This window comes from Pseudoalteromonas sp. RW-H-Ap-1 (assembly GCF_048318575.1).
Taxonomy (GTDB): domain Bacteria; phylum Pseudomonadota; class Gammaproteobacteria; order Enterobacterales; family Alteromonadaceae; genus Pseudoalteromonas.
This window is the reverse complement of the sequence record NZ_CP166997.1, coordinates 114,757-134,211: the sequence shown is the minus strand read 5'-3', so window position 1 is coordinate 134,211 and position 19,455 is coordinate 114,757. Positions and strand designations below refer to the sequence as shown.

Sequence of the window (19,455 nt, the reverse complement as noted above, 5' to 3'; positions counted from 1 at the left end):
CTCTTTGAGTGTATCTTTAAGATATTCATAGCGCCAAGAATTGAGTAAATCTGGTTTTGATATATTTGCTGTTGATGATGCTGTTTGGAGATCTGCAACTCTCCAAAAACCGAGAAGTATTCTCGTCAGGTAGTATCAATATGGTGTTAAATCTTTTGTGCAATTTAATGTTTTGTAATATAAAAATCACCAGCTCATAAGACTTACTTCAGTTACGAAAAGACTGTGATTTCTCACTAAGTAAACCGTGATTTATAAAGTCATTGCTTTGCAAATAGTTCTTTGATACCGAGAAATAAAATAAACTATTAAATAATTCATATCATTTGAGATATAGCTGTAACGGTATGGTTTAAGATGAGTTATGAGGAATTCTTTTAGCAAACAATTTGGCGAAGAGACTAATGACAATAGTCGCTAAAAATCAAAATTATATGGTCTAATCAAATTAGTTGCTCTAGCTATTCAATGGTTATAACACAGTAATTTTCTTTTGTCTCAATTATGAGCCTTAAAATATCCTAAGTAGGTAAAAACCAGACCTCCTGAATATCCATCTGAAAAATACTAGTTACCGTATCTAACTAGCATTATTCTTAGATTATATTTTTGCACGTATTTTAGATGGAACATCACCAAATAAGCGCTTAAATTGTTTACTAAAATAACTTGGCTCTGAGAAACCACATTGATACGCTATTTGTGAAATCGGTAATCGCGTTTCAATAAGCAACTTACGTGCATTTTCTAAACGTATTTCGTTAATAAATTGGTTCGGCGTTTTCGCTAAATGTTTTTTGAACCGCCTTTCTAACGCACTCACAGATAAATGAGCAAGATCCGCTAAGTGTTCTATGTTGATAGGCCGTGAATAATGTTCGCGAATATAATCTACCGGCCCTTCTATTGCCCTCACATGGGACAAGGCTTTAGAGGTTTTTTGAAGGTGGCGTGTAACACCATAAGTTCCGACAATTTCTTGATCCAAATAAATTGCTTTTTTAGATGTGGAAAACCAAGCTAGTTCTCCATTTGATGTGTGGTTTAATTCAAGCCTGTCGGTGACAGTTCCCCCCAACATCACTCGCTTGTCATCGTTTACATATTGGAACGCGAGGTGTTTTGGTGAAAAATCGTAATCAGTTTTGAACGCTATTTGATCAAACGTTTTATAACCCTGATGTTCAATAAAATGTTGATTGGCAAAAAGAACCCGGCTTTCAGTGTCTTTTACCCAAAATAAAATATCAGGCAACAAATCAAATGCCGAGATTAGTTGATTGACCCCTGCTCTATCAATAATCTGTTGAATATCCAATGCTTTGGACCTCGATAATTAACTTTATACTAAATATATAAAACGCCGATTTTGTTTCATTGTCAACCGAATTTTTATTACCCCTAATGATCACCAATCTCTATTATAAATAACATGATGTTAACTAAGTTCAATAGATTACTACTGAGGTGATATTTTTGATGAATAATCCCAAAATCAGAATGGGAATGGTGGGTGGCGCTGAAGGCGCATTTATTGGTGCCATTCATCGTATTGCAGCTAGGCTCGATGGATTAATTGACCTTGTAGCAGGTTCTTTTAGCTCTAATCCTGCTCTCACAGAAAAAACAGCATCCATGCTTGGTATTGACTCCAGTAGGAGTTATGACACTTATCAGCAGATGTTTATTGAAGAAGCAAAGTTACCTGTTGATCAGCGTATTGATTTTGTAGTTATTGTTACCCCTAATCACCTACATTTCCCTATCGCTAAATTAGCCATTGAGAGCGGTTTTCACGTTTTATCAGATAAACCTGCAACATTAAACCTACATGAAGCTCTGAGCTTAAAGAAAAGTTTAGATAAGAGTGATTGTTTATACGGCTTAACCCATACCTATACCGGTTACCCAATGATCAAAGAAGCGAAATATCGCATCTCCCAAGGCGAGATAGGAGCTATTCGTAAGGTCATTGTTGAATACTCTCAAGGTTGGCTTTGTGGTACCGAAGACGAACAAGTAAAGCAAGCCCAGTGGCGCTTAGACCCACAGCAAGCTGGAATAAGCTGTTGTATCGCTGATATTGGCGTGCATGCAGCTAATTTAACCGAATATGTTAGCGGCCTTGAGATTAGCTCACTTTGTGCTGATCTGAATCACGTTGTGCCAGGGCGAACACTGGATGATGATGGCACTGTTTTGCTGCGCTTTAATAATGATAGTAAAGGTGTGCTACTCGCGAGCCAAGTCGCACTTGGCGAAGAAAATAATTTATCTCTTCGCATTTACGGTGATAAAGCAAGTTTAGAGTGGAACCAAATGGAGCCAAATAGTTTATGGTTTAAAAATCATAACGCGCCAACAATACTATTACGTGCGGGTGTTGCGCTAAAAAGTGAAGCAGCACAAAACGCGCTTCGTGCACCCACAGGCCACCCAGAAGGTTACCTTGAAGCATTTGCCAATATATACGTCAACTTTGCTAATCAAATAAACGCGAAAAAAGCAGGGAAAAAAGCAACAAATGGTGACTTTGATGTACCAGGTATAAAAGATGCGATTAGAGGCATGGCATTTATTGAAAATGCAGTAGCCGCCTCTAAAGAAGAGACTAAATGGCACACATTTAAAATTGGATAGAGAAAGTATGAAAAAAATAAAAGGCCCAGCAATATTTTTAGCGCAATTTATCAGCGATGAAGCGCCATTTAATAATTTTAAAGATATTTGCCAATGGGCGGCAGAGCTCGGTTATAAAGCAATTCAACTACCAACATCAAATACTGAGATATTCGATTTAGAAAAAGCAGCTCAAAGCCAAGAATACTGCGATGAAGTGACTAGCATTGCTAAACAAGCAGGGCTTACAATCTGCGAGTTATCAACGCATTTACAAGGACAGTTAATTGCAGTGCATTCTGCTTATGATGAAATGTTTGATAATTTTTCCCCTGAAGCGTTACGTGGTAACCCAATAAAGAGAACTGAATGGGCAATTAAACAATTAATGTTTGCTGCCAAAGCAAGTAAAAATTTAGGACTTAAAAACCATGTTACATTTTCGGGTGCGCTACTTTGGCATACCTTCTACCCTTGGCCGCAACGACCACAAGACTTAGTTGAAGAAGGCTTTAACGAGCTTGCTAAACGATGGCTACCGATACTTGATTACTTTGACGAAATGGGAGTAGATGTTTGCTATGAGTTACACCCAGGAGAAGACTTGCACGATGGTATTACATTTGAGCGCTTTTTAGCTGCAACAGGTAATCATCCAAGGGTAAATATTCTATACGATCCAAGTCATCTAGTATTGCAGCAACTTGATTACCTTGCATTTATTGATATTTACCATGAGCGAATAAAAGCTTTTCACGTCAAAGATGCAGAGTTTAATCAAAGCGGCCGCAGTGGTGTCTATGGTGGCTATCAAGATTGGCAAGATCGACCGGGCAGATTTCGCTCACTCGGTGATGGTCAAATAGATTTTAAATCAATATTCAGTAAGTTAACCCAATATGGATTTGATGGCTGGGCTGTTTTGGAATGGGAATGTTGTATTAAAGATTCTGAGCAAGGGGCTAAAGAAGGCGCACCATTTATTGAACAACACATAATTACACCTGCCAGCAAAGCGTTTGATGATTTTAGTGCAATGAATACCAATCCCCAACGTAATAAGCGGATATTGGGTATTAACTAGATAGGACTACACAATGAATAACAATAATAATCAAAGCCTCATTTTTCGCCTATGTTGTATCGCGTTAATAGTCACCTCAATGACATTCGCGATTCGTGCCGGTATTTTAGGCCAACTTGGTAAGCAATTTAGTTTAACGAGCACCCAACTTGGTTGGGTCAATGCAATGGCCTTTTTGGGTTTTCCGATAGCGACTATGCTCGGTGGTATCATCTATAACGCAATCGGGGCTAAGAAATTAGTAGCACTGGCGTTTGCTTGTCATTTACTCGGCTTGTTATTAACAATATCCGCAGATGGTTTTTGGGCCTTACTTATCTCAACTTTTTTAATTGGTTTTGCAAATGGCTCTGTTGAAGCCGGCTGTAATCCGCTTATTGCGCAAATGTATCCAAATAACAAAACAACGATGTTAAACCGATTCCATGTTTGGTTTCCCGGCGGTATCGTTATAGGCGCATTAGCTTCAAGTGCAATGACAGCATCAGGCTTCAACTGGCAATGGCAAGTCGCTTTGATATTAATTCCTACCGCTATTTATGGCGCAATGATGCTTACAGCGCAATTTCCTAAATTTGATGCACAGCAAAACTCCACCAGCAGTAACGTGAGAAACCTCGTTTCACCTTTGTATATATTTTTAATCATTTGTATGACGATAACTGCGGTAACAGAGTTTGGCACTCAGCAATGGATTGAACAGATATTAGGGTCTTCAGGCGCATCCCCAATGGTCATTTTAGCGCTTATTACTGGCCTTATGGCACTGGGTCGTTATTTTGCAGGTCCAATTGTTCATCGCTTTAGTCCATCTGGCCTGCTACTAGGCTCAGCGGTATTTTCAACAATCGGCATTTTTTTAATGAGCCAAGCTCAAGGAAGTGCAATTTATTTTGCCGCAGCGCTATTCGCCATTGGTGTCACGTATTTTTGGCCGACCATGATTGGCTGTGTTGCCGAATATACACCAAAAACTGGCGCATTAGGGATGTCATTAATTGGCGGGGCTGGCATGTTTGCAATGAGTCTGTGGAATCCAATAATAGGTTATTGGATAGATGATGCCAAACAACATGCACAAGTGAGCAATATCTCAGTAGAACAAATTGAAATCGTTGCTGGGCAAGCTGTTTTAGAGAACCTATTAATCTTTCCAATTGTACTGATTGTTGTATTTTTTGGTTTTCACTTGTTTATAACAAAACAAAAAAATTTAAAGAAATACGTTTAATAGCAATAAATAGCAAACAACATAAGGGGCAACACATGCTTAAATCAATTTCGATTATGTCACTTGCACTGCTTTTCAGTAGCACTGTAATTGCACAGACTCAAGATAATAAATTAACAAAAGAAGAACACGCCACAGGCTGGCAATTACTATTCAATGGTAAAGATATGTCTCATTGGCGTAATTTTAAAAGTGATGAACTTAGCTCAAAATGGAAAATAGACGATAGTGCAATGTTACTTACAAAAGGTGGTGGTGACATTTTAACAAAAAAAATCTATAAGAATTTTGACCTAAAACTAGATTGGAAAATTAGTGAAGTGGGTAATAGCGGCATTTTTGTTCTTGCTGATGAGCTAGGTAGTTATATTTACTCTCACGCCCCAGAAATTCAAATTATTGATAATGATCGCCATGCGGATACCGAAATAGATTCGCATTTGGCGGGCTCAATTTATGATTTACTTTCAGCACCGACTGCTGCACATAAACCGGCAATGCAATGGAATACGGTACGTATAAAAATGCTCGATAATCATTTGCAAGTTTGGCAGAACGGCGTGAGTACAGTCAGTATGGTTATAGGCAGCAGCCCTTGGAACACATTAGTACAAAACAGTAAATTTGCTACATGGTCTAACTTTGCAACCTCAAAACAAGGCCATATAGGCCTGCAAGATCATGGTGACAAAGTCTGGTTCAAAAATATAAAAATTAAGGAGCTATAACGATGAAAAAAATCAATCATAAAGTACTCGTTGTTGGCTCGGGTGCCGGCGGTGCAATGGCCGCATATACATTAACTAAGTTAGGCCACAAAGTATTGTTACTTGAAGCTGGCCGTGATTACGACCCTAAAACTGAAAGCCCGATGTTTCGCCGTAACAGTGAAGCCCCGTTAATGGGTGCAGGAAATAAAGATAAAAACTTTGGCTTTTATGATGCAACCGTTGATGGCGGCTGGCAAGTTCCTGATGAGCCATACACGAGTGCAAAAGGAAGTGATTTTTATTGGTGGCGCGCACGTATGCTTGGTGGTCGAACAAACCACTGGGGCCGTTATTCTCTGCGTTTTAGTGAGCACGACTTTAAAGCTAAGTCCCGTGATGGTCATGGTGCAGATTGGCCATTTGAATATGATGATTTAGCACCATGGTATGACAAAACAGAAGAGTTAGTGGGTATTTGTGGTACAAATACAGGCCATGATGATATGCCAGATTCAGCCCAAGGCATTTTACAGCCGCCACCTAAACCACGCGTGCCAGAGCTTTTAATTGCCGCTTCAGCAAAGAAAATGGGGATTCAGGCAGTGCCTATGCACCGTGCAGTATTAACACGCCCTAAAGATGACCGATTAGCGTGTTTTTATGCAACGCCTTGTGGCTCTGGCTGCTCTATTGGCGCTGCATTTCAAACAACCACGTCTCTACTACCAATGGCTAAAGCAACCGGTAACCTTGAAATAATAACCGATGCAATGGTTAAATCTGTAAACGTTGACGATAACGGTAAAGTTACCGGCGTTACTTATGTTGACAAAAAGTCGGTATCTGAACAGTCATTATCAGCTGATATCGTTATTCTTGCAGCGAGTGCTTGTGAGTCAGCCCGTATTCTTCTTAATTCTAAACATAAAAAACACCCAAAGGGCTTGGCAAATTCAAGTAATCAGGTAGGCCGTAACCTCATGGATTCTACCGGTGCGTGGTTAGGTGCACAAATTCCAGCGCTTAAAGGGCGCCCACGATATAATGAAGATGGGCATACAGCCAATCACTTATTTATTCCTTGGTGGGGCCACCAAGCGCAAGCCAAAAATGAACTTGATTTTCCGCGCGGCTATCACTTTGAAATTGGTGGTGGTTTTAGGCAGCCAGGCTCTGGTGTATACGGTGATAAACAAGGCTATGGCCCTGCCCTTAAGCAACAAATTCGTGATGCGTATGGGTCGTATGTTGGTTTTGCACTGCGCGGTGAAATGCTACCAAACAAAGATACCTACATGGAAATTGATGAAACCGTTAAAGATAAATGGGGTATTCCGGTTTCAAAATTCCACTTTAAATGGTCAGACCGAGAATTAAAGCAAATCGAACATGGCTTAAAAACAGCTAAGCAGCTTTTAGAAAACATGGGAGCAACCGTTGGAGAACTGCCACCTGCTGAAAAAGCGATATCTAAAGGCGGTGAAATCATTCACGAAGTGGGTACAACCCGAATGGGCAGCTCAATGAAAGACTCTGTAACTAACCAATGGGGTCAAACATGGGATTGTAATAACCTTTTTGTAATGGATGCCGGTGTATTTGCTTCAAACCCACATAAAAACTGTACGCTCACCATCATGACGTTGGCAATGCGTAACTCAACGTGGCTGGCTCAACAAATTGATAACGGAGTACTTTAATTATGCATCATCGTAACGAAAATGAATCATATAACTATGTTTCAAACATGAGCCGCCGTGAGTCATTAAAATGGCTTGGTTTATTAGCGGCAGGATCTGCGGTTGGTTTAACAGCAGGCTGCACAAAGGCATTTGAAGATGATGTAACGGTTTCTGCAAAAGAACATTGGCCTGATTTAGATATTAAGCCAGTGGCAGCAAAAGGTTATGGTCAAGATCCAAACTTAGTGATGCCACCAGAGTCGCCTTGGCCGTTAACCTTAACAAAAGATGAAATTACGTTAGTGGCTCTGTTAGCTGATTATATTGTGCCGCGTGAAGGCGATATTCCATCAGCAAGTGAGCTGCAAGTACCGGCAGTGATCAATGAATGGGTGAGTGCACCTTATGAAGGGCAACAACGAGACCGAATTAAAATATTAAATTCACTTGTTTGGATCAACGATGAATCACAGCTTCGTTTCAAAAAACAGTTTGTTGCGCTCAATGAGCAGCAGCATCGCGCAATTTTAGACGATATAGCCTATTTAAATGAAGACACCCCAGCCCAGTTTAAACGTATTGGTAAAACGTTTTTACGTTTTAAAGAGTTAGTGTTAGGCGCTTTCTTTTGCACACCACAAGGATGTAAAGACATTGGTTACTTAGGTAATGTACCTATTGCAGGTGATTACCCAGGTCCATCAACGGAAGCAAAGCAACACTTAGATAGCGTATTAAATGAACTTGGTCTAAGCCAATATGCTTATACCGACTAATTTGTAATCTGAGTCCTCTTTTTTTATAGCCCAGTCCAAGCAGGGATTTATTCCCTGCTTATATTTAGGTGTAATCTTTTGTTTAAATCCTCTCATTCCTTCTTAATTAATTCTATTGCGTGCAGTTTGCTCCTGCTTGTTATGCTCCCTTTCACAAGTAACGCTAGTTAGTTCGAGTCAGCTAAGGTAAGCGTGCAATTGTGGTCAGTTAAGGATGATTTAAAAGCTGACTTTAATGCAACCGTCACAGCACTTGCGGATATGGGCTTTGAAGGACTTGAGTTTGCTGGTGACTTTGGCCCCTATGCAGATAACCCAAGAGCATTAAAAAACAAACTAAATGATTTAAACTTAGTTGCCAGTAGTGCACATATAGGCTTTGATAAACTTTCAAACACCCAATTAATGGAGACTTTATTATTTTATAAAACACTTGGCGTGACTAATTTATTCGTGCCGTGGGATGAGCGAGCATGGGATCCCGAAGGTATAATGCCATTAGCAAAACAACTAAAAGAACTTAATGAGATTGCACAAAAATATGATATGTATATTGGTTTTTATAATCACAACAAAGAGTTTGAACAATTTAATAATGAAACTTATTGGGATGCTATTACCTGCAATACACCGAGCTCCTTACCACTGCAACTGGACATAGGTTAGGTACATTATGCGGGCAAAGAGCCTATACATTTTATAAAAAATACACAAGTAGAACCTATGTAGCACATTTAAAAGTTCGCACACATGAAAATGACCGTTTAAGCCTTATATTCGCTAAAAACAACTATCCATGGAAAAAATAATTAGGTCTCTCATAGCCGGTGGAAAAACGAAGTGGTTAGTAATAGAACAAGAATAGTTTCCAGCGGGTATTAGTCCATTACAAAGCGTTGCCAAATCAAAAGCAAACTTAGATAAAATATTAAAAACCACGCAAAACTAGGGTCTGCTTACCTTTCAAGGTTCAATTTTCAACAGTTTGTTTGGTATTTAGGCAAGGCAGCGCCTATATGGTGTGGTTATTTCCCGTAAATAGGCGATAAAGCACCATCAATGCAAAACAGGCGCTGCCCTTAGGGTTCTGCCTAGGGGCGATTTACTCTTTATTGCCTAGATGGATGTAGGTAAGAGGCTTGAGCAGGTCGCGGAAGCTTTGCTCGGTTTTTACTTATTCTTACATGGATGTAAGCCTGTCTCTTGATCACAACTTTTCTGTCTGCTGAATTGATATTAACAATTTGGCAGATTCGACCATTTCTGCTAATTTCAACCATCCCTTCCAGAGTGCTTTTACGCCAACTCGACCATTTCTTTTACTGTCATACCACCCTCCCAATTTCGCTAAACTATAGTATAGCCAATGAAGAGACGGTACTTTATCCGGCAACACATCCTTTTCAACCTTTGCCCATAGTAATTTCCACGTCATCTCTTTAACACAGGCTGTACATCTCACTTCTTTGCCTAATTCACTCCTTTGTGCCATATTTTGCAGTTGTAATAACCTGACAGCAATAAACGCTTTAATGATCGCAATTCGTAAAATATTATCACTGTGCTGCAAGCGTAAATCTTCTACTTCGGTTCCATCTGTTTTCCATGTTTTATGTAATTCCTCTGCACGCCAGCGAAGTTCATAGTATCTTACTAATTTCTGGGCATCTTCTGCTGTGTTTACGGGCTCTGTCGTATATAAAATCCAACATAATGGATTTTTCTGCGTACTTTCTTTTTCCTGACAGACAATGACATTGACGCTCAATGTCGGTGATTCTTGCCCTTGTACTCGCTTAGGCTTGGCGAGTGTTATAGGTTGATAGCTCAATGTAATTGGGGCCTGACGCGCTTTTCTTCCCGCACGTTGCGCTATATTAATAGTGTAACAACACTGACCCTGCGCTGTTTCTATTAACTGATTGAGATTGCATTGAGGCTCTATTAATTTTCTATTTTCTTTTGCTCTGACTAAAAATCGATGCCCTTCATCTTTTTGGTAAGTCATGTACTCATAAATGTCAGCTTCTCTGTCGCAGATGTTAAGTATATTTGATAATTCACCTGTACGTTTTTTTATATCCATTAATGTTTGTTGCCAGCGATAGCTTTCTTTCTCTTCGTAAGGGCGTTGCTGTTGTTGATCTTTAGTCCCTTTAACCTTTGATTTCCTAAACCAATAGTACTGGTCGAGTAAACCAATAACGTGCTCCGTATCTGCATCAATGGCTAACGTTGAATGCGCATATAGCGTTCTTGTTTTTGATGGTTTTCCTAATGTATTTGCACAGTTCACATCGCCTAATTCTTTGCAAACACTGTGTTTAAATGTCAATCCTGTCGTATCTTGGATAGCGAGAACCAAAGGCAACTGCTTTACCGCTTCACTCGTTTGTGAGAACCCTGAATCGGCGATCGCTTGAGGGGATATTTTCTCATTTCTAATGAAACGATAAGCGGCTTCATTTTGGCGGGTGTATCAGAAGCCTTAACAATTGAGCTGCCTGCATTCTCAGCCATATCACTTGCTAGTAGAGCTAATCGTCGGGTGCGTCTCGGATCTCCTAAATTAGCGTTACCAAAAATTAATTGAGCCCATTCTTCAGAAGTGTTTCTGTGCATATGATAAATCTATGAGTGATGATGATCGATTAGATCACAGACTTAACGATATTCAAAGACTTGTGTATAAGAGACAGGGATGTAAGCCAGTAGAATAACGCAGGAGCAGTTATCGGGCCCAATAGGTTACAAACCTTGCGCCGCGATCCCCCCTAGCTTGAACAAATTTTAATCCGCAAAGATAAACAGTTCCTGAACTAGTGGAACTCATTTAATATAAAAACGAGTTCCTCAGTCTATTCAAACATCCCACTCTTTGAGTGTATCTTTAAGATATTCATAGCGCCAAGAATTGAGTAAATCTGGTTTTATCTGCTGTGATTTTTGTTCATCTGTTATCTTCCAGTTCCAACTTATAAGTTGATTCACTTGCTTTTTGGAGGCCATAACGTCTTCTGGTATGTTGTGCTCTTTTGCAACCTTAGTAATGTTTTGTTTGATCTCTTTCGCTACTTTTTTGTATGTAGGAAAATCAATTAAACGCTTTAGTACTTTAGGGTGCTGTTCAGGTGGGATAGCTTTAGCTTGCTCAATACACTTTAAAATTTCAACCCCTGAACGATTCACTTCAATAGGCTCAACACCCGGAATTTGTCTAAGCGCATTTAAGCTCGATGGGCCTCGCTTAGCGATTTCAGTCATGTTGTGCTCTTTAAGAACAAAATTAAGCGCAAGATTTTTACGAATTGCTTTATTTCTTCTCCACACGGCTAATTCTCTTAGTACCGCTAATTCATGCGGCTTGAGCTGCCATGCATTTTTAATCTCTTTATAAAGCAGTTCATCTGGTGTTTGAAAAGCACGCTTGTTTGCCACTAATTCACTTTCGTTAATAACAATATCAAATAAATCGGCCGCTTTAATGCTGTCTATAATTAACTCAAAACAAGGTAGTAAGTGAAACGTATCGGCCGCAGCGTATTCAAGTTGTTTTTGAGTGAGAGGACGTTGTAACCAATTGGTACGCGATTCACTTTTATCAATGTCAATATTCAACAAGGTTTTTACCATTAAGGCAAACCCCATACAGTTACCCTCGCCTAATAGCTGAAGTGCAAACTGAGTATCAAACAATGGATAAGGAACAAAACCTGCGTATTTTTGAAAAACTTCAATATCTTCTGAAGGAGAATGAAGTACTTTTAACACGTTTGGATCTTTAAGTATCTGCCAAAAATCAAATAAGGAAAGCTCTGCAAGCGGGTCGATGAGTGCTAAATGCTCGCCATCATAAACTTGAATTAGTGCAACTTCGGGATACAAAGTACGGCGGCGCATAAACTCGGTATCAATAGCAAGAATGGGTTTGTTTTTTATTTGTTCTACAAACGTATTTAGCTCATTTTGGGTTTGGATCAATTGGTAGTGCACTGAGTCTCCTACAATAAAAAAGCCGACTAATGTCGGCTTTTTTATAGTTGCTAATCTTTTAAGGCTCTTCTGAGAATTTTACCCACGTTAGTTTTGGGTAACTCATCCTTAAACTCAACGAGTTTAGGAACCTTATAATTAGTTAAATTATCACGACAATGTTTTATTATATCTTTTTCAGTTAAAGAAGGGTCTTTTTTCACAACAAAAACTTTAACTTGTTCACCACTAATGTCATGAGGAATACCAATTGCGGCAACTTCTAATACACCTTCGTGCATCGCAACCACTTCTTCAATCTCATTTGGGAATACATTAAAGCCTGACACAATAATCATGTCTTTTTTACGGTCAACAATATAGAAGAAGCCTTCATCATCGTATGTCGCAATATCACCGGTAGCAAACCAGCCATCTTTTAAACATTCAGCGGTTGCGTCAGGACGGTTATAATAACCAAGCATTACCTGTGGGCCTTTAACCCATAACTCGCCCGGTTCACCTTTAGTCGCTTCTTCACCGTTATCAAGCATTAGCTTGATATCCGTACTTGGCGCAGGTAAGCCAATAGAGCCATTATAAGCCTCTAAATCATATGGGCTAATTGTAACTAATGGCGAACATTCTGTCAGACCATAGCCTTCCATTAATTTGCTATTAGTGACCTTCTGCCATTTTTCGGCAACTGGACGTTGAACGGCCATACCGCCACCCAATGACATTTTAAGGTGACTGAAATCAAGCTCAGAGAAACCTGGAGTATTTAATAAGCCATTAAACAGAGTATTTACACCTGTAATAGCTGTAAATTTATGCTGACTAAGCTCTTTTACAAATCCTGGCATATCACGTGGATTAGTAATTAAAACATTTAAGCCACCGTATTTCATAAATGCTAAACAGTTCGCTGTTAATGCAAATATATGATAAAGCGGAAGCGCAGTAATAACTACTTCACTACCACGGTCAAGCACTTTGTCTAAACAACCAGATACTTGCTCAAGGTTACCTACCATATTGCCATGACTTAACATAGCGCCTTTTGATACACCAGTAGTTCCACCTGTATACTGTAAAAATGCTAAGTCACTAAGGTTTACATCTGGGCGTTTGTAACCAGTTGGGTCTGCTTTTAACAAATCACAAAAGTTAATCGTGTTAGGTAATGTATAGCTTGGCACCATTTTTTTGAAATGCTTAACGACAAAATTAACTAAATGCTTTTTAAGACCCCCCATCATGTCACCCACTTGGGTAACTACAATATGTTTCACGTCGGTGTTAGGCAGCGCTTTTTCAAGAGTAACAGCAAAGTTAGCAAGTATAAAAATAGCTGATGTTTCAGAATCTTTTAACTGGTGCTCTAGCTCTCGTACTGTGTAAAGCGGGTTAACATTAACTACAACACACCCTGCACGCAAAATACCTAAAATAGCAATGGGGGTTTGCAACAAGTTAGGCATCATCACAGCGACTTTATCGCCTTTTTTTAATCCTAAATCGTTTTGGATATAGGCGGCAACGCGTTTTGTTGCTGCATCTATTTCGTTGTAAGACAATGTTTTACCCATATTTGTAAATGCAGGTAAATCTTTGTATTCATTAAAACTTTTTTCAAACACTCCGAGTAACGAGTTGTAGTGCTCAGGATCGATTGTTTCAGGCATACCTTCTGGGTAGCGCTTAAGCCAGATTTTTTCCACTCTTAGCCCCTGTTTATAATTATATTTTTATTAACCTTAATCTAAGTAAGGCACTTTCACAATTGAGCAAATACTCTAATCTAGAGATAATCCCACATTTATCGGTAATATACAATTAACATGCACTACTTTGCAGCATAAATGCGTGAATGTGTTCAAAACATAGCCCACTACTTTGCATATGGCAATGATGTCCACCAGGCACTTCTAATACTCTCAAGTTATTGTAATAATTACTATACTTATCTAAGTTTTGTTTTACAAATGGATAACCTTGATCACCTAAAATTAATTGACATGGTGCAATTAATTCTTTTATTGCACCAATACATTGCGCTTCATCAAATCGAAAACCTGAGTGATTTTTAAGCTTAGGATCTGTCGTTAACTCAAACCCACTATGTATCTGTTGTATATTTCTGTCCATCAACAACGCAATTAGTTCATCATTTAAATCCGTTGTTTTTGCACGCGCTTGAAAAATCTTCTGCTTTGAAGTGTATATCCTTGATTTTTTAGTGGTTAACCGTGCCCGGTTAAGTATGGCATTTTTTAGCTGCGAAGCGACTTCATTTGCTTGTGTGGTAACGCAGCCTATTCCTTCAATAAAAGAAACAGATTTAACATACTCGTTAAAGCAACTAGCAAATAGCCCTGCAACCATCGCCCCCATCGAATGCCCGACCAAGTGTACCCTTTTTAATTTGAGCGCGGTGATTAAGGCATAAACATCATCCACATAATCAATAAAGTAGTAATGTGCCTGAGAGCTTCGCCAAGATGATAGCCCATGCCCTGGAAAATCAATGCAATACCATGTTTGATTTGACGGTACGTCAGTAAGCATAGGTACAAAGCTAGCACTGTTATCTAACCAACCATGAAGGGCAATAACAACCTCTTCACCGTTACCAAATTGAAGGCCATGTATATCTAAGTCGTTAGCTTTGACAGAAAATGGTTGCAATGCAAACCTCTACTTTTTGTTTGGATATGGCAATAACATACAAGAGATAATACACAAATAATAGAACCGAGCTTATAGAACACATACTTAAATTCGAGATTTCATAAACATATTCATTTATTTATCTCGTCATCAGTATACAATAATAGTCGCTATTAAAATAAGTACACTTAAAGGGTACACACAATGAAAAAACAGTTCGGCTTATTAGCGCTTTTATGTACAACAACAGGAGCGTTTGCTCAAACCGCGCCTAAAAATGTTATTTATATGATTGGTGATGGCATGGGTCCTGCTTTCACAACCGCTTATCGATACTACAAAGACGACCCAACAACAAAAGAAATAGAAACCACCGTTTTCGATACCATATTAAAAGGCATGGCGCACACGTATCCAGATGACCATACCTACGTAACCGACAGCGCAGCGAGTGCAACAGCACTAAGCAGCGGTCATAAAAGTTATAATGGCGCAATTGCGGTTGATACAGCTAAAAAACCTGTTAAAACCATGCTAGAAATTGCAAAAGAGCAAGGAATGACAACAGCGTTAGTGGCGACTTCACAAATAAACCATGCGACACCAGCAAGCTTTGCCGCACATAATGAATCAAGAAGAAACTACGATGATATTGCCAATGACTACATTGACAATAAAATTGCAGGTAAATTACCGGTTGATTTAATGTTAGGCGGTGGCACTGAGTACTTTATTCGTGATGACAGAAACTTAGTTGACGAATTTAAACAAGCTGGTTATCAATACGGCGATGATATTCAAAACCTTGGTCAAATCACTCAAGTGCCTGCTATAGGTTTATATGCACCTAAAGGCTTACCATTTGCTCTTGATGAAAACCCAACAAGATTAAAGCAGTTAACTTCTAAAGCGTTTGATTTGCTTGATGGGCAAAATAATAAAGGCTTTTTTGTGATGATTGAAGGTAGCCAAATTGATTGGTGTGGCCACGCAAATGACATTGCCTGTGCAATGGCTGAAATGGATGATTTTGCTAAATCAATCGAAACGGCTAAAGCCTATGTAGATAAGAACCCAGACACTATTTTGGTGATCACGGCAGACCACTCAACAGGTGGTTTAACTATTGGTGCACATGGCCAATATAAATGGGAAACAGATATCATCAAAGGTGTTAAAGCCACTGCGGGTACATTGACCAATTTGTTAATGGAGTCAGATAACCTTAAAAAGGTATGGCAGGAAAATACGAGTATTGAGTTTACAGCTGAAAACGAAATTAAGCTTAAACAAGCCAAAGCTATGGGTGAGAAACCCCTAAACTTAGCCGTTAAAAGCATCATTAATGACTTAAGTTTTACTGGCTGGACAACGGGCGGTCACACAGCGTCTGATGTACAAGTATTTGCTTATGGCAAAAATAGCGATGACTTTGTTGGCTCTCAAAATAATACCGATATAGCTAAAAAATTGATTGGTTATATAGAGCAGTAGTCTTTGAAATTTAATAAAAAAGCCCGAATGATTCATTCGGGCTTTTTATTTGCTTATTTTCATTTTATACCAATTCGCTTATTTAAGTAATCTATTTTGAGGATTGGCATTAGCTAAGCGTATATATCAACACCAATTAAATTTTGAACTTCAGCTCTTCGCTCTAAATTAGCAAACTCAGTATAAGTCGAAATAGCTTTGCTTACTTGAGCACTGGGTTGATCGTAAATAGTTTGGCTGTATTGGGTATCTTTGCTGTTCGCTTTTGTAAACTCTTTTGCAAGTTCAAGCCCTTCTGGGCTACTTTTGACATAATCGGTATTGGTTTTTTGTGGTTTGGCTTGCTCTATTACTCGTTCAGGCTGCGCCGGAACTGCCGAAGTAGAACGCACCTTAGCAGGTATATCACCTGTAAAAAAACCTGAACTTATAGGTAGCGACACAGCGCTTCTCCAACCAACAACATAACTAAATTATGATTTAAAATCGCTTAATTTGCAAACAACCGTGTTTATTTATTCACGGCCCGGTAATTTTTTCCATGTTACCGTGTCACGCACATACTTTGGTTGTGCATCACTGGCTTGTACGCCCTTACCAGCAAGGTACTGCGCCTCTACTAGTGCCAACATATAGTGTGCATCCGGTAAGCTTATTTCAGACTGTATGGTTACATTATTAAATGCCGTTAATGAATCAGGATAACTTTTAAACCCCGTTCCTACGCCTGCAGCATCGATATTTATATCTATCAAGGTTGCATCTAACAATTCAGGTTTGAATACTCGCTCTTCGCCTTTAAGTGTCATCAATCCATCTTTTTCTTGGTACTGAGCAAAATATATTTCTCCCATACGCGCATCAATACTAGAATAAACATCTTTAGCACCAAACTGTTCTAATGCCTGCTGTGCCATGACTGCTAAAGTAGATACCCCAACTAATGGTAAATTGGTTGAATACGCAAGACCTTGGGCAATGGCTACGCTTATGCGCACGCCAGTAAAACTACCTGGGCCTTGGCCAAATCCTATTACGTCTAAATCTTTTAATTTACAACCGGCTTTTCCTAGTAGCTCATCAATAAGTGGCAGAATTTTTTGGCTATGCTGCTGCGGGCACTCTTCAAAATGATGAAACGTTTTACCCTGATAATGCAAAACAATTGATAATGCTTCTGTAGAAGCATCTAGGGCGAGAATATTACTTTTGATCATTTTTGTACTCAATTAATATGTTTTAAAAATGTATTGGCATCTTCTAAGCTTCGTGTACGGCGCATTGGCGGTAAACTCTTTAAAAATACTTGTCCATATTGGCGTGTAACTAAGCGATTATCGCAAATCACTAACACGCCTTTATCTTTGTTGTCTCTTATTAAGCGACCTACACCCTGCTTTAATGCAATCACCGCTTGGGGTAATTGAATATGAGCAAACGGGTCTTTACCTTGCATTTGGCAATCCTGCATTTTGGCTTGCAGTAAAGGATCATCAGGGGCAGCAAATGGCAGCTTGTCTATAATAACACAGCTTAAGGTGCTGCCTCGTACATCAACCCCTTCCCAAAATGACGCGGTGCCCAGCAATACCGCATTACCATGGCGAGTAAATTTTTCTAGTATAATTCGTTTAGACATTTGCCCTTGCATATAAACTGGGTAGTCCATTTGCGTCGTTAAACCCTCAGCCACTAAATGCATCATACGATAACTAGTAAATAACACAAAACAACGCCCCTTAGCCGACTTTATGAGCTCTAAAGTCAGTTTTACAATAGCATGAGGCATATTATCTTCATGCGATTGTGGTAAATAACGGGGTAAGCACAGCAACGCCTGATTGGCATAATCAAACGGACTATCCACCATCATACTTTGCTTTGGCTTTAAGCCAAGGCTTGCATTAAAGTGGCTCAGTTCATTGTCGACCGATAACGTGGCGGAGGTAAATACAAACCCCGCACCAGATTCTTTCATCATCAATGTAAATTTTGCCGATACGTTTAATGGCGTTATATTTATTGTTAAATAGCGCCTCGTGGTTTCGTACCAGTAACTAAACCCAGTTTGGGCGGTATCAAATACACGTTCTAACTGGCCTTTAAAAGCCAAAACTCGTTCAAACGGATGTTCTATTTTATCGCTGCGCTCTAAGCATAACTTTAAAACCTGATACACAAATTCTAAATCACTAATAACGCGATGTAATGCCGAGCAAATAAGCTTATTACTGAGCTTTTCGCGCCAATCGCCACGGCTACCATCTACCCCAAACTGCAACCTTAAATCAGCGACACTGGTTTCGAGTTTATTTAAACTTTTACCTAATTGCAGCATATCGGGGATTTCAGCGCGATAAATAGCGCGCAAATCGTTAATTAAATCCACCAGCTTTTTGGTGCTCATTGTTTCGCCAAAATAGTCGCTGGCAATTTCGCTTAATTGGTGAGCTTCATCAAATATGTAGGCATCCGCATTAGGCATAAGCTCTGCAAAACCTGATTCCTTTACCGCCATATCGGCAAAAAACAAATGGTGATTTATTACCACAACATCGGCATCAGCCGCTTTTAAACGCGCTTTGCGAATATAGCATTCTTGAAAGTCAGGGCACTCTTTGCCTAAGCAATTATCAGCGGTTGAGCTTACATAAGGTAGCACTTTGGCGTCTTCTTCAATACCAATGCAATCGGCAAGATCACCGCTGTGGGTCTCACTGGCAAACTTTGCAACCATAGCAAGCTGATGCATAACATCAGGGTCGTCTGTTGGTACGTGTGCCACATGCTGAGTTAGTCGATACGTACACAAATAATTGGCACGCCCTTTTAACAAGGCCGTTTTCTTAGCAGCACCTAAGGCTTTTACTAATACCGGTAAATCACGATGATAAAGCTGCTCTTGCAGTGCTTTAGAACCCGTTGAGATGATGGTTTTACCTTTAGATTTAAGAGCGGGAGCTAAATAGGCAAAGGTTTTACCTGTGCCAGTGCCTGCCTCAACAACAAGTTGAGATCGGGTTTTTAATGCATCATCAACAGCCACCGCCATATCGATTTGAGGCTGGCGTGGTGTATATCCATCTATTGATAAAGCCAAAGGCCCGGTCGCACTAAACAGCTGTTTGATAATACCAATCACTTTGTAAAAAATAATAGCGGGATTCTACGTAAGCGAAACATCAAGGGCAAGTAATTAAGTTATATAATAAGG

Annotated in this window: 17 protein-coding genes; 8 read left to right on the top strand and 9 right to left on the bottom strand. The window is 39.5% G+C overall.

The annotated features are described in order from the left end of the window. Window positions 1–601: 601 nt before the first annotated feature. Window positions 602–1,318 (bottom strand): helix-turn-helix domain-containing protein, encoded by a 717-nt coding sequence (locus AB8618_RS17065; protein ID WP_409425953.1) that lies wholly within the window; start codon window positions 1,316–1,318, stop codon window positions 602–604. A gap of 161 nt (window positions 1,319–1,479) precedes the next feature. Between AB8618_RS17065 and AB8618_RS17060 the strand changes: the two genes are divergently transcribed. The 7 genes from AB8618_RS17060 to AB8618_RS17030 all read left to right on the top strand — a co-directional run bounded on the left by AB8618_RS17060 (window position 1,480) and on the right by AB8618_RS17030 (window position 8,768). Continuing rightward, window positions 1,480–2,640 carry a Gfo/Idh/MocA family protein gene (locus tag AB8618_RS17060; protein ID WP_409425952.1) on the top strand — a complete coding sequence of 387 codons (1,161 nt, stop codon included), beginning with the start codon at window positions 1,480–1,482 and terminating at the stop codon, window positions 2,638–2,640. 7 nt (window positions 2,641–2,647) lie between these two features. After that, on the top strand, window positions 2,648–3,703 hold the full coding sequence (locus tag AB8618_RS17055; protein ID WP_409425951.1) for a sugar phosphate isomerase/epimerase family protein: 1,056 nt from the start codon (window positions 2,648–2,650) through the stop codon (window positions 3,701–3,703). Window positions 3,704–3,716: 13 nt separating this feature from the next. After that, the gene (locus tag AB8618_RS17050) at window positions 3,717–4,934 is read left to right on the top strand and encodes an MFS transporter (RefSeq protein ID WP_409425950.1); all 1,218 of its coding nucleotides are present in this window, start codon (window positions 3,717–3,719) and stop codon (window positions 4,932–4,934) included. A gap of 35 nt (window positions 4,935–4,969) precedes the next feature. Further along, window positions 4,970–5,662, top strand: coding sequence for a 3-keto-disaccharide hydrolase (locus AB8618_RS17045; protein ID WP_409425949.1), 693 nt, complete (start codon window positions 4,970–4,972; stop codon window positions 5,660–5,662). A gap of 2 nt (window positions 5,663–5,664) precedes the next feature. Beyond that, on the top strand, window positions 5,665–7,344 hold the full coding sequence (locus AB8618_RS17040) for a GMC family oxidoreductase (RefSeq protein WP_409425948.1): 1,680 nt from the start codon (window positions 5,665–5,667) through the stop codon (window positions 7,342–7,344). 2 nt (window positions 7,345–7,346) lie between these two features. After that, the gene (locus tag AB8618_RS17035) at window positions 7,347–8,102 is read left to right on the top strand and encodes a gluconate 2-dehydrogenase subunit 3 family protein (RefSeq protein ID WP_409425947.1); all 756 of its coding nucleotides are present in this window, start codon (window positions 7,347–7,349) and stop codon (window positions 8,100–8,102) included. 192 nt (window positions 8,103–8,294) lie between these two features. Then, a complete protein-coding gene (locus AB8618_RS17030; RefSeq protein ID WP_409425946.1) occupies window positions 8,295–8,768 on the top strand; it encodes a sugar phosphate isomerase/epimerase family protein in 474 nt (157 codons plus the stop codon). 541 nt (window positions 8,769–9,309) lie between these two features. Here AB8618_RS17030 and AB8618_RS17025 read toward each other — a convergent pair. From AB8618_RS17025 to AB8618_RS17005, 5 genes are all read right to left on the bottom strand, one after another. Next, on the bottom strand, window positions 9,310–10,518 hold the full coding sequence (locus AB8618_RS17025) for an IS4 family transposase (RefSeq protein WP_409426124.1): 1,209 nt from the start codon (window positions 10,516–10,518) through the stop codon (window positions 9,310–9,312). Beyond that, complete coding sequence (locus tag AB8618_RS17020; protein ID WP_409425945.1) at window positions 10,479–10,724, bottom strand: transposase DNA-binding-containing protein; 246 nt, start codon at window positions 10,722–10,724, stop codon at window positions 10,479–10,481. Before AB8618_RS17020 ends, AB8618_RS17025 begins: the two co-directional genes overlap by 40 nt. A 240-nt stretch (window positions 10,725–10,964) precedes the next feature. Next, window positions 10,965–12,095, bottom strand: coding sequence for a ribonuclease D (rnd, locus tag AB8618_RS17015; protein ID WP_413403274.1), 1,131 nt, complete (start codon window positions 12,093–12,095; stop codon window positions 10,965–10,967). Between the two features lie 50 nt (window positions 12,096–12,145). Beyond that, complete coding sequence (fadD, locus tag AB8618_RS17010; protein ID WP_413403272.1) at window positions 12,146–13,798, bottom strand: long-chain-fatty-acid--CoA ligase FadD; 1,653 nt, start codon at window positions 13,796–13,798, stop codon at window positions 12,146–12,148. Between the two features lie 115 nt (window positions 13,799–13,913). Further along, the gene (locus AB8618_RS17005) at window positions 13,914–14,765 is read right to left on the bottom strand and encodes an alpha/beta fold hydrolase (RefSeq protein WP_413403270.1); all 852 of its coding nucleotides are present in this window, start codon (window positions 14,763–14,765) and stop codon (window positions 13,914–13,916) included. Window positions 14,766–14,951: 186 nt separating this feature from the next. Here AB8618_RS17005 and AB8618_RS17000 point away from each other — a divergent pair, with 186 nt between their 5' ends. After that, window positions 14,952–16,241, top strand: a complete 1,290-nt coding sequence (locus AB8618_RS17000; protein ID WP_413403268.1) for an alkaline phosphatase — start codon at window positions 14,952–14,954, stop codon at window positions 16,239–16,241. 113 nt (window positions 16,242–16,354) lie between these two features. Here the strand turns inward: AB8618_RS17000 and AB8618_RS16995 are convergent, their stop codons facing one another. From AB8618_RS16995 to AB8618_RS16985, 3 genes are all read right to left on the bottom strand, one after another. Then, window positions 16,355–16,684 carry a hypothetical protein gene (locus AB8618_RS16995; RefSeq protein ID WP_409425940.1) on the bottom strand — a complete coding sequence of 110 codons (330 nt, stop codon included), beginning with the start codon at window positions 16,682–16,684 and terminating at the stop codon, window positions 16,355–16,357. Between the two features lie 72 nt (window positions 16,685–16,756). After that, the gene (gene tsaB / locus AB8618_RS16990) at window positions 16,757–17,458 is read right to left on the bottom strand and encodes a tRNA (adenosine(37)-N6)-threonylcarbamoyltransferase complex dimerization subunit type 1 TsaB (RefSeq protein WP_413403266.1); all 702 of its coding nucleotides are present in this window, start codon (window positions 17,456–17,458) and stop codon (window positions 16,757–16,759) included. An 8-nt stretch (window positions 17,459–17,466) separates the two neighbouring features. Next, complete coding sequence (locus AB8618_RS16985) at window positions 17,467–19,383, bottom strand: ATP-dependent DNA helicase (protein ID WP_413403264.1); 1,917 nt, start codon at window positions 19,381–19,383, stop codon at window positions 17,467–17,469. Window positions 19,384–19,455 lie beyond the last annotated feature (72 nt).